Source organism: Pseudolactococcus chungangensis CAU 28 = DSM 22330, assembly GCF_002441885.1.
Classification (GTDB): Bacteria; Bacillota; Bacilli; order Lactobacillales; family Streptococcaceae; genus Pseudolactococcus; species Pseudolactococcus chungangensis.
The window spans coordinates 1-15,122 of the sequence record NZ_JXJT01000031.1; the positions used below are offsets into that span (position 1 = coordinate 1).

At 33.2% G+C, this 15,122-nt stretch carries 16 protein-coding genes; 1 reads left to right on the forward strand and 15 read right to left on the reverse strand.

The window, feature by feature from the left end; all coding sequences use genetic code 11:
- Positions 1-110: 110 nt before the first annotated feature.
- Positions 111-695 carry a VanZ family protein gene (locus RR45_RS09810; RefSeq protein WP_031367079.1) on the forward strand — a complete coding sequence of 195 codons (585 nt, stop codon included), beginning with the start codon at positions 111-113 and terminating at the stop codon, positions 693-695.
- A 72-nt stretch (positions 696-767) separates the two neighbouring features.
- Here RR45_RS09810 and RR45_RS09815 read toward each other — a convergent pair whose 3' ends face one another.
- The 15 genes from RR45_RS09815 to RR45_RS09885 all read right to left on the reverse strand — a co-directional run bounded on the left by RR45_RS09815 (position 768) and on the right by RR45_RS09885 (position 14,542).
- Positions 768-1,376: an LbetaH domain-containing protein gene (locus tag RR45_RS09815; protein ID WP_084463470.1), complete on the reverse strand. Its 609-nt coding sequence runs from the start codon at positions 1,374-1,376 to the stop codon at positions 768-770.
- 23 nt (positions 1,377-1,399) lie between these two features.
- Positions 1,400-2,548, reverse strand: a complete 1,149-nt coding sequence (locus RR45_RS09820) for a polysaccharide pyruvyl transferase family protein (protein ID WP_072353620.1) — start codon at positions 2,546-2,548, stop codon at positions 1,400-1,402.
- A gap of 17 nt (positions 2,549-2,565) precedes the next feature.
- The gene (locus RR45_RS09825; RefSeq protein ID WP_031367076.1) at positions 2,566-3,987 is read right to left on the reverse strand and encodes an oligosaccharide flippase family protein; all 1,422 of its coding nucleotides are present in this window, start codon (positions 3,985-3,987) and stop codon (positions 2,566-2,568) included.
- On the reverse strand, positions 3,988-4,959 hold the full coding sequence (locus tag RR45_RS09830; protein ID WP_143188748.1) for a beta-1,6-N-acetylglucosaminyltransferase: 972 nt from the start codon (positions 4,957-4,959) through the stop codon (positions 3,988-3,990). It lies immediately after the preceding gene.
- Positions 4,923-5,888 (reverse strand): glycosyltransferase family 2 protein, encoded by a 966-nt coding sequence (locus RR45_RS09835; protein ID WP_031367074.1) that lies wholly within the window; start codon positions 5,886-5,888, stop codon positions 4,923-4,925. The genes RR45_RS09830 and RR45_RS09835 overlap by 37 nt, the downstream gene beginning before the upstream one ends.
- A complete protein-coding gene (locus tag RR45_RS09840) occupies positions 5,876-6,961 on the reverse strand; it encodes a hypothetical protein (protein ID WP_031367073.1) in 1,086 nt (361 codons plus the stop codon). Before RR45_RS09840 ends, RR45_RS09835 begins: the two co-directional genes overlap by 13 nt.
- Positions 6,958-8,088 (reverse strand): glycosyltransferase family 1 protein, encoded by a 1,131-nt coding sequence (locus tag RR45_RS09845; RefSeq protein WP_031367072.1) that lies wholly within the window; start codon positions 8,086-8,088, stop codon positions 6,958-6,960. Before RR45_RS09845 ends, RR45_RS09840 begins: the two co-directional genes overlap by 4 nt.
- A gap of 23 nt (positions 8,089-8,111) precedes the next feature.
- Positions 8,112-9,239, reverse strand: coding sequence for a glycosyltransferase (locus RR45_RS09850; RefSeq protein WP_031367071.1), 1,128 nt, complete (start codon positions 9,237-9,239; stop codon positions 8,112-8,114).
- On the reverse strand, positions 9,239-9,880 hold the full coding sequence (locus RR45_RS09855) for a sugar transferase (RefSeq protein ID WP_244148303.1): 642 nt from the start codon (positions 9,878-9,880) through the stop codon (positions 9,239-9,241). The genes RR45_RS09850 and RR45_RS09855 overlap by 1 nt, the downstream gene beginning before the upstream one ends.
- A gap of 78 nt (positions 9,881-9,958) precedes the next feature.
- Positions 9,959-10,804 carry a hypothetical protein gene (locus RR45_RS09860; protein WP_031367069.1) on the reverse strand — a complete coding sequence of 282 codons (846 nt, stop codon included), beginning with the start codon at positions 10,802-10,804 and terminating at the stop codon, positions 9,959-9,961.
- A gap of 14 nt (positions 10,805-10,818) precedes the next feature.
- On the reverse strand, positions 10,819-11,493 hold the full coding sequence (locus tag RR45_RS09865) for a class D sortase (protein WP_031367068.1): 675 nt from the start codon (positions 11,491-11,493) through the stop codon (positions 10,819-10,821).
- The gene (locus RR45_RS09870; protein ID WP_031367067.1) at positions 11,490-12,038 is read right to left on the reverse strand and encodes a hypothetical protein; all 549 of its coding nucleotides are present in this window, start codon (positions 12,036-12,038) and stop codon (positions 11,490-11,492) included. The genes RR45_RS09865 and RR45_RS09870 overlap by 4 nt, the downstream gene beginning before the upstream one ends.
- A gap of 92 nt (positions 12,039-12,130) precedes the next feature.
- A complete protein-coding gene (locus RR45_RS09875) occupies positions 12,131-12,865 on the reverse strand; it encodes a tyrosine-protein phosphatase (protein WP_031367066.1) in 735 nt (244 codons plus the stop codon).
- Positions 12,866-12,917: 52 nt separating this feature from the next.
- Positions 12,918-13,625 (reverse strand): CpsD/CapB family tyrosine-protein kinase, encoded by a 708-nt coding sequence (locus RR45_RS09880; RefSeq protein WP_031367065.1) that lies wholly within the window; start codon positions 13,623-13,625, stop codon positions 12,918-12,920.
- Between the two features lie 29 nt (positions 13,626-13,654).
- Positions 13,655-14,542: a YveK family protein gene (locus RR45_RS09885; protein WP_072353619.1), complete on the reverse strand. Its 888-nt coding sequence runs from the start codon at positions 14,540-14,542 to the stop codon at positions 13,655-13,657.
- Between the last annotated feature and the right edge of the window lie 580 nt (positions 14,543-15,122).

Genomic DNA, 15,122 nt, shown 5'->3' on the forward strand with positions numbered 1-15,122 from the left:
TTAATTGGTAGTTATTAGAGGTGCCCTTTATTTTAAATTCATAAAAACATGACAGTTTTAAAATATGTTAAAATAGGGTTAATCTCATCAAGAAAAGGAGTTAGAAACAGTTGCGAAAATATATGATCTACCTCAGCAATTTATTGGTCACATTTATCCTGAGTTATGCGACGATTACTTGGCTGATTATGCCCGTTCTCACTCGCTATCAAAGCCTGGCTAGGTTGATTAACCACTTTGACTATACCGCATTAACTTTAATACTCTTATTAACGCTGATCGTCTGGTTGTTTGGCATCCAGTATCACCTCAAACGATTTTCAGTTATTTATCTCTATCTGGCCTTCAGTGTGTATGCATTACTGCTATTCATGGTGCTCTTTACTAAAACATCGGATTTTCAAGCGATATCACTGAACCCTTTTGATTTTATCAAAGCGGATACCAGAACGATCCAAGAAGCTATCTTGAATATCCTCTATTTTATTCCATTAGGTGGCCTTTACGGCATCAATACTGATTTCAAACAGTTTGTCATTGTCAGCTTGGTCACACTTTTAGGGATTGAAACCATTCAGTTTGTTTTCTATCTGGGCACATTTGCCATCAGTGATATTCTCTTGAATTTTTTGGGGTGTTTGATTGGGTTTTATTGTTGTTGGGAGATTAAAAAAAAAGCTAGGTTAGTTCCATGATGAACGCTAGCTTTTTTCTGTGATTAAACATTAAAAATTCTAATTAAAACTACTTGTCACAGGATTTGCTTTTTATACCTTTACTTTCTTAACCCTATTTTCTCTGTCAATATTTTCAACAGAAAAGTTATTCGAAATTTTAGTTGCTGGTACTCCTCCCCATGTTGTATATGATTCTTCAATTGACTTCACAACAACAGCACCGGCACCAATCGTGACATGATCGGCAATCATAATACCCCCTAGAATTTTACTACCTACAGTCATTTCTACATTGTTTCCAATAATCGGTATCCTATTTTTGGCTTGCCCAACAATACAACCAGCAGAAATCGAAAAATTTTCTCCAATCACAACTTTAGGATTTATTATAATGCTTTGTAAATGCCAAATAACAAGCCCTTTTCCAATAACATTTAACGGTATTTCGACTAAATACTTATCAGATAGCTTTTTAAATGTGTAAAAGTGATAGTAGTATAAAATTCGATTTAGTATATGATGATTCTTTATATTATTATAGTATTCCGTTTTCCTCAACTTGATTTGAAATTTCCAAATCTTATCCCCTAAAAATTTTGGACGTCTTCTATTAATATTTAAAGCAGCTTTATCTGCTATTAGATAATCATTTAAAAGTTGGTGAGATTTAATCAATTTATGCTCAAAGGGCTGTACCATTCCAACTACCTTTTCCTTTCATGTTATTTAAATTTACGTATCTTGCTTAGACGTACTATATTTTTATCGATATACCGAAATGAATGTTGCTGCAGCTTTAAAATTTTATCTTGAACATGATTATAGTCTATACTGAATAACTCTTCAGAACGCGCCACAATTTCTGAATATGGCACATCTTGCGATGTTAAGTCTAGTTGTTCTAACAAATATGAGGCTCTATCATCAGCGGCATCAATTCCTGGTTTTCTCAAATAAAAAAATGGTTTTTGAAAAATTGCTGAAAATACAGTTCCATGAAATGATGTTGTAACGGATACCTCACAATGGTTGATTAAATTAATGAAAGCTTTTGGCCCACCATGTGGCGAAATTTTAAACCCATATTTTCTCAACATTTTGAGATGATATTTTTTTGCATCTAAACAGTAAACAGGTAAACCAAGCTTTTCACCTAATTCTTTTACTTTCATATTCATGTCATGTTCATATTTAAACCCATAATAATAAATATATCTACCCTCGATCAAAGGTTGGTCATCAAAAGAGTCTAAGTAATCTTTTTTATCTAACAAGAGAGTCGGGTCAGCTACAATATCAACTTCTTCCTTTGTCAATTGGGAAATCCAAGTTTGACTATTTCGCTCTCGTACTGAAATGGCTTCAAAATCTTCTAAATACTTCTTGTAAAGATTAATTTTATCTGTTTTACTCAATAAATTTGTACCACCTAGACTACAAGCATAGGCTACTTTCGGTAGTTCATCAGCAAAGGGCAAAAAATATATTTCATCAAAATCATATGCATCTGTATTCCAAACTTGATCTGAACCAGTGACCAAAAGCGAATACTTATCAACTGGTATGATATCCCCATCGTGTAAGTCAACATTTGAACTCATTAAATTTTCTTTAAAAAAAGCTTCAAAATCTTCAAAATGTTGTTTAATTAATATCTTGTTTTTCCAAACAATTAAATTCTTTACAACGTTCTTAAGAGAATTTGGTTTTGAATATAAGGCATACATTTCCCTTTGTGCCTGATTAGAGTAATTAATAAATTCATTATCGAGATGATATTTTTTCAATAATATTTGTTGCAAAGCAAAACTCTGTAGTAACGAACCGTAGTTATGCGTTCTGCTAAATGTTGTTATTCCTATTTTCAACATAATATATACTATCCTCTTTATATTTTTTTTCTTAAAAATTTAATCATATCAACTATTGGGTTAGCCTTTAGAATAAAGGTAGCTGCCATATAGACAATTAGTCCCACCGTCATTTGTATTAAAGTGGTTACAGGCGATGAACGCATACTAGATGAAAATAACTCAATAATTATCAGCATTACTAAACCTGAAACAAAATATTTGAGAATTTGATGGATGGAAAATCTAAAAGTTGTTTTTTTCATCAATTCAGAGACTCTTATACCAGTGACCATTAATTCCGAAATCAGTGTTGCTATAACAGCACCCCAAATACCAATTTGGGGGATAAGCAATATATTTATTACAACACCTAAAAATGCACCTAGGATAACTGAAAAATTGTACTGTTTAATTTGTTTCATTGGAATCAAATACTGCCGCATAATTGCTGTTCCTAATGGAATAATAATGACTAACGGTGCAAAGAAAGGCACAATTTTCTCAATATAGCTAAACTTTTCACCGAAGAACCAACCAATTAACTTTTGATTTGTTGCTAATATCCCAAACATAGCAGGTATTGTTACAAAAATTTCCAAATGAATGACTTTCGTCAATAATTCAATCATTTCATCTTCTTTTTTATTAGCCTGTAAATGACTCATTTTTGGCATTAAAACCGTGTCCAATGATCCCATCAATGCCACCACAATGATAACAAGCTGTAAAGAATTTGTATAATAGCCGACAGCCGTTATCGTTGCTAGCACTCCCAATAATGTCTTATTCAAATTTGTGTAAAGCGTCACAGCTAACTTGCCTATAAAATAGCTAAGTGCCGGTAAAAAATGGGCAAATACTTCTCTTAATCTAACTCGAATAAAGAAAATTTTATTTCGTATAAAAAACCATAAAATTAATTGAGATAATAGAATATTCGATGATTGGATTAATATATATTTCCCTAAATCTGACTTATCATGTATAAGTGTCACAATTAACAAAAAACCGATCAATTTAACAATACCATTGGCAGTCGTAATCATCTTGAATTCTTCAATCCCACTATAAAACCATGTGATATCAAGCATATATCCAAATACTGCCAAAGAAAGAATCAAATAATAGTTTGAGTACTTAAGATATGAAGTAATAATAAAAAATAAAGTTAAGACTGCTGTCGAGATCACAAAGTTAAAAATTTGAAGTTCCCAAAATTTTTGACTTAATTTTTGTTTTGATTCCCTGACTTGCGCTATTTCACGAACGCCATAATTTGCTAAACCAAGACCGATAAACAAGATAAAATAGTTCGTAATTGAATAAACGTAATTAAATGTTCCTACACCAGTAGGCCCCAGTGTGTCAGAAATTATGGGAATCGTGATAATCGGTAAAATGATTAAAAGTACTTGATAAATACTTTGATAGATAAAATTTTCAAAAACTTTTTTCATTTAACTTTGTCTTTCTGAAATCAAAGCTAACAAGTTGTTTGCTAGCGCACAATTGTCTGTTTGATCTAATTTTCTAACGAATAAAAAATCATCGAGTAATGATAATTCTTTTACATCGGAATTTTTAAATGTATAGGGCTCGCCTCTATCCCAATCAACATACCTTAAATTTGATTTATATTCTGATATTTTAAATGTATGGTATAAATTCGAATTAATAAATAAGGTTTGTTTATATAGCTCGTCAACAAATATGCCACTATGATAATTTCTATATATATCACCATTGTAATAACTGTTCATTAAGATTTCCACAAAACGTTGACTGACAGAGCACCAATTTTGTCCTTTTTGAAATTTAGAGTAGTCACTATGCTTAGTCCTATCGACTAATAGAACTGTTTGGACTATTTCAAATAGTCTACTAATCCTACTAAAATTTTTTCGTCCTAGTTTTGAAGAAGAGACTATGGGATGAAAAAATTTAATTCGATTTAAAAAGCAATCATCAACTTCTGGGAGAATACCACTGTCACTTGTCTTCCCTTCAAGAACAGCAAAATCAAGGAATTCATGAGGGTAGCTACTTTCAAAATAGTTATAGATGCTACTTGCTGATTTTAATAAAAAATCATTTCCTGATAACAAGTGATAGTATCGATAATCTTCTTTGGCTTGATAGGCTAACTCAAATAACGCAATTTCCACTTCTACTTGTTCGTAGGTGCCCCAATTTGACGTTCTTCTTTGCATAAAATATAGATTCGAGTGAGAACAAGTATTTTTCAGCTCAGAAAAATCCAAATCTCCAGCATTCAAATCAATATGGATATAGATATCATGATGTTCGAAATCTATGGCTTTTAATAATATCTTTAACAGATCAAAATTATTGTGAGCCATTATCAAATAAGCATGTTTCAATTTATATACTCCTAATTTAGCAACATTAATATTTTCAGATGTTGACACAAAAAAAATTTTAATTTCATTTTTAAAGTTGAGTCTTTTGTTGTACACTTTGTTTTCAAAAGCACTAGAATCTGCCTATAATCGCTACTAATGCCAATATTTTTTTTCTGCGTCTCATCTTTTAGTATATTTAGAATGCCATCGTAACAAATATTGATTAATCTTTCATTCAATATCGAATCCGTGTCAACTTCATACTTTTTCAAAAAATGTTCTAGATAGTCATGGACATACAATTGATCATTTAGTTTATTTTCATCATAACGGTTCATCGCTGAAGTTGGTCTATCAAATAGATAGTTATAATATGCTTTGCTATTTAGATAAATGTTAGAGCATTTATCTAAATATTGTGTTACAAAGACAAAATCCTCTCCGTACCTCATATGACAATCAAACTGAAGATTGTGATAATCAATGATTTCCTTCTTAAACAGCTTATTAAACGGTGGAAAAATAAGCTCTTTTCGAACCAGTTCTTCTAAGACTGTGTTGAGCTGTTTTGATTGAATAACTTGAGATGAATTTATAGTTTTTGTAAATATTTTGGTATTTTTCAAAAAAACTCGATTAAAGCCAAAAACAACTAAATCAACCTGATATTTTATCAATAGATTAAGATTATCTTGTAATAGTGATGCATCAATCGTATCGTCAGAATCAAGGAAGAGAATATATTCTCCCTTCGCGTATTTCAATCCAGTGTTTCTCGTACTAGAAACACCTTTATTCTCTTGATCAATAACTCGTAAACGCGAATCTTGTATTGCTATTTTATTTAAGATTTCTAAACTGTTATCCGTTGAACCATCGTTGATGGCTAACACTTCGAAAGTGGAATAAGTTTGCAAAAAGACACTATTTAAACAGTCTATTATATAATCAGATGCATTGTAAACTGGCACAATAATTGAAATCATTTTTTCCATCGGAGATCTCCCTGTGTTTTCTTTCGAACAAATAGATAAATCATCACAGTAATCAAAAAACTATTGCTAAAAAAGAATACAATTTCAAATATACCATAGACTAATAAAAATAGTGTAATCACACTCAATTTCCAATCTTTAGATATTGTCGGAACTAATTTTAGATAAAAAATCCCCGTCAATAAGCTGATTAATAGGCCTCTCCAATAAATTGAACTTAGATATATATTATCTAATGGCATATTCATAGGCATTATTTTTCCTAGTATTGTTGGCCTATAGTCTGTCAGATATTTCAACCAAAACATCGGTCTATGAGAAAGCGAGGTATCAATAAAATTACTACTTAAACCAAATTTATAACTAAGAAATAATGTTAGGATAATAGCAGCAATTGGAAACAGATATAGTAGTTTAGATAATAATTTAGCGCTAACTTCTTTCATAAAAATTGATAGAACTAAGAAAAGAGCAGTTAAAAGAAAGCCAGTTCTCGAATCAGTTTTTAGATAAAGAAAAAAAGCAATGGGTAACTCAACGGCTGTATAGGTCAGTAACATTTTTCGCGAGGAAGTCAAATAAAAGATACCTGTAAAAATGGGAATAAATCGCCTAAATACACTATTCACATGGTCAAAACCAAGACTATCTCTGTAAATAACTACGCCATCAACCATACGTGGGATTTCATTTCCCTTAACAACTCCAAAATAGTGTAATGCGATTGTCAAAACAAATAGTATGGCAGATGTAACTGTAAAGTCTCTAATAACTTTTTTTACATTATAATCTGTAAATGAATACGAAATAGCAATCATAATGGGTAAAATATAATCCTGTGTACTGAAAAAAACAACCGTCCATGCGCCTACTAGCAATAGACACAAAAGCAGAATAAAAGCTTTTATTTCCCTTTTATCAAACCAAAATTTTACCAAAAATATTAAAACTGCAACAAGCAGTAACGAATAAATTAATTTATAATTGACTACTTGCCACAAAATAAAATAGTCTAATACAATTGCTAAGACTAAGACTACTGTTCCAATATTTATCTTGAATTGATTTTTCATCTAAAGGATTCCCTAACAATAAGCTCTTGATATTTATTTTCCAGTAACCCAATAGCATTTTCAATATTGAAAATACTTTTTTGGATTAATTCACCATTTATTTTTCGATTAATTTGTCGATTACTAATCTCAATTAACGCCTCAACCCATTCTTTATTGTCTTTTTCTAACGACAGTTGAATATTTTGTTTTTTGCTGATATTGATTTCTTCTGTAATCGTATTCGAAAATACAATTGGCAATCCCGAAGCTTGCGCTTCTACCAAAGCTACGGGTAAACCCTCATAGAACGATGGCATGCAATAAACGTCGAACGCTTGGTAAAGTGCATGATTATCTGTCCGATATCCTAAAAAATTAACATTTCTTTCAATTCCTAACTCGATAACTTGTTGTTTAATCTTGTATTCTAAATCACCTGTTCCTGCTAATACTAATTTAGCATTTGGTATGTACTTTAAAAGATCATTAAATACTGATATCATGCGAAAATGATTTTTTTGATTGACAAATCTTCCAATATTCCCAATAACAAAATCAATATCTGAAATATTTAAAGATTCTCTAACTGAATTTCTGAGCTGTTCATCATATTCAAACTTTCCAGCATCTATCGCATTCGGAATAATCGTAAAATTATCATCACCAAACAACCACTCACCGGCTATGGTAGAACATGCCCATAAATCTGTCGCATATTTCTTCATCGGAAACTTAAGTATATCACCAATTACTTTTTGAATTTGGCTTGAAGTTTGATAGTGTGTATTATGTGAATGAATTATTCTTATTGGTATATTTTGTTTAGCAGCATTAAACATTAACTGAGCATTCTTACTTGATGCATGCATATGTAATATATCAAAATCCCCATGTTCATGAAAAAATTGTTTAATTAAGGCTGGATAACGAGAAAAATCACGTATCTTTTTCAACGTTATTCCTGGAATTTTATGAACAGGAATAGATTTTTCATTTAGCCAAAGTTCAAAACCTGTTTCGTCAGGGATATCTAACGAAAGAACTTCAATTTCAAATTTATCTCTATCAATTCTTTCGAAATAGTTTTGTAATATTGTTTGAATCCCACCTAATCCTAACGTATCTACAAAATATAAAATTCTCATATTTTCCCTCTTAAATTAATCTTTTATGCTTTCTTAACGTATTCTGTTTCAATTTGCTTTAACATCTGATCAATCGCAAACCTTTGCCTAAAATCTGCTTTAATCATTTGTGCATCCATTTTCGCTGCCTTATATAATTTTTCTTCGACAGATTTTGACCACTCTAAGTCGATCAAATAACCATTTTTGCCCTCTATCACAAGCTCACTATTGCCAACAACATTTGTCGCAAGAATCGGGACACCAGCTCGCATTGCTTCAATTGGTGCATAAGGTAAACCTTCATATTGGGAAGTCGTCAAGAAGATGTCATAGGCTATCACAATTGTTTCACTATCAGGACGCTCCCCAAGCAAATGAATATTTTTCTCTAGTCCATTTTGCTTAATAAATGACTGACAAATTCGCATAAGCTGACCATTACCTGCCCACACAAAATGCCAATTTGCGTTTTGTCTAATCATTTTTTGAGCAATTTCCATAAAAAACATAGGATTTTTCTGTTCCGACATTCTTGCATTATTACCAATGACAACAGCTGTATTTTCTAGTTCTAATTGAGCCCGAATCGTTTCTTTGCTTGGAAAATCAATTTCTGGCAAACCATTATAAATCACCTGAAACTTTTCAGTTTTATCTAGATTTACTTCAAGCGCAGCTTGCATTTCCCCCTTAGACACACAAAATGTCTGAGTTGTCGCAAATCGACTTAAAAATCTTTCAATCTGAATAAAAAGAAACTTTTTCTTACCACTAAATTCAGGTGCCAAAAACGAATAAGCATGTGGCGTATAAAATATTTTTTTAACACCTCGTCTTTTGGCAGCTAAACGACCAATAACTCCTGCTTTTGAACTGTGACAATGTACAATATCTGGTTTGATTTCTTTGATTTTTTTCGAAATAAATTGATAAGCAAGTACATCTTCTTTAGGGCTAATTTCTCTAATGAGGTGGTCACACGGAAACATTTTGCAATTTTTTTCCAAATGTGAGTAATCATTCCTAAATGATTCATCCAAAGTATGACTGCCATGAATAAAAAACAATTCTACTTTATCTTTATCCAAATTACTTAAAAGCTGAACAACATGCTTTCTTAGTCCACCACCCATAGACTCACTAATCAATACAATTCTTTTCTTATCCATCAACTCGCCCCATTAGGTCTAATCATCACCCAAACCGTTCGAAAAATGAGACTTATATCATATAAAAAGTTTTGCTCTCGAATATATTTCAAGTCAAGTTCAACCATCTCCTGAAAAGTACAGTTATTACGTTTACTCACCTGCCATAAACCGGTACAACCCGGTCTGACTTGCAAACGTTGCTTTTGATAATCCGTGTACTGCGCAACCTCCCTGGGCAATGGTGGACGGGGGCCAACTAAACTCATGTGTCCTTGTAAGACATTAAATAACTGCGGCAACTCATCAATGCTTGTCTTTCGGATAAACTTACCAATTTTGGTCACGCGCGGGTCATCTTTCATTTTAAACATGGCCCCATCAATCTCATTATGTATAAGTAATTTTTCAAGTTGAGCTTCTGCATCCATGTGCATTGAGCGTATTTTATACATCTTAAAGGTTTTACCATTTTTACCAACTCTGATTTGCGAAAACAGGAACGATCCATTCGGTTCCGATATTTTCATAGTCAGCCACAGAATCAAAAGAAAAGGTGATAGCAAAAGCAATCCCAAGAAACTTAATAAAATATCACCAATCCGCTTAATCAAGCCATTAATAATTTTTGGCTTATGACTTGTTAGCTCTGGACAAGTCATGACATCTGAAATTTCCTCTTTAACTAGTGACATCCCATTCCCCCTACTTGTCGTTCCCCAACGACATCCTAAAACACACTAACGTGTCAATTCCAACCGACTTCTCTCCGAAAACATTGCTGATAGTATTCCCAAAATCAGCAAGCCGACACCGATATAAATAAACATCCATAGAAAACTACGAATGTATGTGGTTAAGAACTCATACATCGCTTGATTTCTAATGTTAATATAATGAAAGACATCTTTGACTAGTAAGTAAGCAGGAATAATTATTCCCATTAAGCCACCTGCAATGAAGCTATAAGATAGAAAGCGGAGTAACCGATGTCTATAACCACGTAATGTTACTAACAAAAATACTGCAATTAAGGCACTTATTAATCCTGTCAGGAAAATCGAACCTGTTAGCATTGCCTTATAATTCATCAATTTCTGACCAAATTGTACCAAATACGGCAATTTAACATAACCCGTAAAAATATCAACGCCCTTATCAGCTAACGCTGCCACAGACTCCTTAGAATGAATTGGAACTTGCTTTTCATTAGCATGAGCCATTATTTTATCAATCATAGCCGTTTTCAACTCATCTGCTCCTGAAAACTGATAGGTGATCCCTGGCTTATAGATCGCTTTAAAATAATTGTTCACATTATCTTCAACGACTTGTACAGAAACGACATTTCCCAAAGCTTCTTTTGGCACATTACTGCCAAGACTATAACCACTGATATCTTTGTTAATGCTAGTGGTTAACTTTTGATAGTAATCCGTCTTTTTAGCAACCTTTTCCATGTGTTTCTCACTAAATAAAGTCAGTCTGATACTCAAAAGAATTAGAAATGCGAACAAGAAAATCGCCATAACGAACGATATGATCAACCGTGCCATCGTCTGAACGGGTCTATTGCGTTTAGACATTTTCCTTGTCTCCTTTAGTTGTTTTCATCAATAACCGGCCCCGTCACCTGCTTGCCAATGACGACAAAGCGTTGTGGCGAAAAACCAATCGCATCCAGTGGGTAACAAGTATACAAAAATGCACGGGACTCTTGATTCTGTGCTAGTTCTGTCATTACCATGGGGTCATCGGCTTGAATAATCTGAGTTGAAGTAACCTCATAAGTAAAGTCGCCATATGATGTTTTGATCTCAAATTTTTCTCCAACATTCAAATAAGAAATTTTCCCAAAAATCGGTCGATTGTGTCCACCAATAATAGTTGTCCCTTTTTCACCTGGAAATTTACTATTACCATACATTCCCGCACCCAGTGCTAAGATGTCACTAGAATCTCCGTAATATAAAGGGATATTGATATCGACCTGATTGACAATGACATCACCGTAACGTGATCCTTTTTCAGGATAAGTAATAGCGGAAGCTAATAGCTTCCCATCTGCTACTTTTTGATTTTGTCCATCACTTTTAGCCGTTAAATCAAGTGCTTGTTGTTTAAACTTAGGTTCGTCATTTAATAAAAGTAAAGAAGTAGCCGATGTCGCAAAATTAATCACAGGTTTTCCGACAATATAAATCATGACATAGCCTAATACCATAAAAATTAAAGGCACATAAAAATATGCACCAAATCTTCGCCATTTTTTCAAGCTTGCTTTTTATTTCTACTCATTACAATTGCTGCACCTGCTGCAACAATTAATAAGCTTGATAGTGCCACCAGACTTGAGGTATAATTAGCACCCGTATTCGCTAGGATAGTCTTGTTGGTTGAATCTGTCAACCACGCTTCAGATGAGAGTTGCTCAAGTGTAAATCCTGGCGTTAGTTTATCAATTTCAGCAGCTAAGGCCGCTACTTTTCCAGCAACATCACCTGGCAGAAGTTTCAACAAGCCATCTAGAGATGTCACATCACCAGTCTTCACGCCTGTTGACTTAACTAACGTCACAATTTCATTAATATTTTTGACAATGGTCGCAGCATTTTCATCAGAAATATCTACTGTTTTCATGTAATTATTAGCTTGAATGGTATGTCTAGGTGTTAAATGGTTGCCTGCAGCTTTTTCTGCGGCTGCAATCACTTGTTGTTCTCCAGCAGTTATAACGCTATTCTCTGCTGCAAATGCAGTTGTCCCCGTCACTAATGTTAGTCCTGCAACAATTGTAAGTAAGCTCGCTTTTGTTTTCATGTTATTTTATCCCTTTTTAGTTATCTTCAAAACCAACGACAGTTGACATAAGATTGTTGTCAACTGTTTGATTTTAGCCAACAGTAGTTGTATTACCCTCTAAAACGCCTTAAGCTAATATTATCACCATTAATAATATCTTTTGCAACACGGTCATAGTAGTCAATTTTACCTTCACCGTATTCTTTTTTAATGATTTCATAGGCTTCTGCTAGATAAAAGTTTCGACTGTCAACATTATGGGCGTCACTCCCTAGCATTTGGATCATACTATTTTTAACAAAATAGTGGGAAAGCTTCTGAATCTTTTTACCATAGGCACCGACAATTGAGGGTGCCGTCAACTGTGCAAGACAGCCCATCCTTAAATAATTTTCCAATAAGGCAGGATTCGATTGAAACAACTTATATCTTTCAGGATGCACAATTATCGGTGTAATCCCCCGATTTATTAATTGCCTAACCAGTTGATTCGTATAATCTGGAATACTCTCCGTTGGGAATTCCAGCATCAGATAACGATCCGACACGTCGGCAAATAAAATGTCATCCTGATCAATTTCGCTCATCAGATGCTCGAATATCCTGACTTCTTGTGCCTCATAAAGGATCAAAGGGATATTTCTTTTCGTCAATTCTACTTGTAAGTCCGCTACTTGAAGCAATACCTTACTTTTGGGATTCTCATACGAAGAATTATGATGCGGGGTGCATAAAATATGCGTAATCCCCTGACTAACTGCTTTTTTTGCCATTTTAATGCTGTCACTTAAATTATGTGCACCATCATCTATTCCTGGCAAAATATGACAATGTAAATCAATCATCTACTATCTCCATCATTAACAACACGCAATCACGCTAAAATCGCACAGAATTCTAGGATTTACTACCATAATAATAATAGTCATCCCTAGAAGCCTTAGTCCCATTGAAAACAACACCTAAGATATTGGCTTGTGCCATATCTAATAATTGTTTAGATAACATGATTTCTCGTTTATCCCTTTGCCGCTCACGAACGACTAAAATCGTCCCATCAGTTCGGCTTGCTAAGATTTGCGCATCTGTCACAGCGGTTAATGGTGGTGTATCAAAAATGACAAGATCAAAGTTCTGAGTCAATGTCTGCAAAATTTCTTGCATGCGCTCAGTCCCCAATAGTTCGGAAGGATTTGGTGGCACATGACCACTTGTTAAAACAAATAAGCCCTCGACCTTAGTTTTGCTAACGTAATTCTCGTAATTTGACGTTTTGTCTACCAATAAATTTGACAAGCCTTCATCTCTCGAAAGCGCCCAAGTCAAATCAGCGGTCGGTTTACGCAAATCCGCATCGACTAATAAAGTCTTTAAACCTGCATCTGCGAAGACAACTGCCAAATTATTAGCGACTGTTGATTTTCCTTCTTTAGGGCCAGCACTTGTGATGACCAAGGACTTTAAATCTTTATCGACCATTGAAAACCGAATATTCGATCGAATCGTCCTGCACTGTTCAGAAATAACACTTCTTTTATTGAACATGGTAATCAAAGAAACCGGATTCGGTTTATCATCTTTTTTGCCTTTATGAAAAATTCCCATTACATCTTCCCCCTTTCTCAAACTCACGACTAAAGTCTAGGACGCAGTCGTCTCTTATTGGCAACTCTTTCAACATCTTCTGTCTTCAGTTCAATTTGTTTTTCTACAATTGGATTAAATTTTTCTGCTGCTTCATTTTCTTTAGTTATCCTAGGTTCTGAACTGCTTTCAAACTCAAACGACTCACCCTGTTTTTGCAAAACATTCAAAAATATCGAACTTTGTAGTTCCTTGTTAGATAAAACTGAAATTTCCCCTAAAATCGGCAACTCTAACTCATTTTCGATAAATTTCGTATCTTTAACGGTTTTATCTAAGAACTCTAGAAGGAAAACAATCATAACTCCCAATATCAATCCGATAACTGCACCAATTAACAGATTTAATTGTTTATTGGGTGAAACGGGTGTCGTTTTCAATTTAGCTGGGCTTATAATTGAAACTTTATCAACTTTTAAAATTTCAACGGCTTTCTCTTTAAAAATCATAGCCGTTTTATTGGCAATTTCCATTGCTTCTTTTGCATTTATAGAGATGACCCTAATTGAAAACATTTGCGAATTTTGACTTTGGGTCACACTAATCATTTTATTTAGCTCATTAGACGTGTATTGAATACCATTCTCTTTTGCCAATTGTAATGATACTTGATCCAGAACAACATCAGATTTAATTAAATCTTTATAGGTATTCACCATCATCACATTACCAGTTAAGTCACTTTGTAAATTAGCATTCGTTAAAGTTTCTTGATTGGATTGAACGACTAGCTGTGTATCAGTTTCATATTTAGGTGTGATTAAAAAGAATGTCACGCCCGCTAATGCGACGACTCCTAAAATCATCATTGAAAATATGAGTAACATCCTTTTTTTTAATACTAATGTTATTTCTTGTAAACTAACGACTTCTTCCATTACTACCCCTGTAATTTAAATCCTAATTTTTTCTCACAACTCTAGATGTATGAATTAAATCAATAAATTATAATATTATCTGAATTATGATATTTCTTAAATTATACCATAACTATTTGAAAAATAACACCTAATTTTACAATTTTTTTCATTAATTATCTAACGATTAATTTTATATCTATTTTCATCTTCACTACCAGAGTAATCTAACTAATTTAATCATGCACTTCACGCATTATTGCCTTGCTCATATTAAATTAGGAAATAGTGGTTTTCAAATAATATCATGAGGTTTTTATAGATATAAAATAACAAGAATCACTAGACATATAACTCGAGGTCTATGACTATGATAAAATTTGTTTTGCCAAGCATCGTCTACCTAATAATCACCTATCTCAACATTTTACAAATCTGTGAAGTTTTTTTATTTCATTGTTAATTTTTACAATGTCTTACATTTTTAAGAGTTGAACTCTTTTACTACCAGACACATCAGGTGGCTTTGCTTCTAAACTTGTGTAATTTTTTTTCGTTCCCTTTTCCAACATGGCTACAAAAATCATATTGCTATAGATAC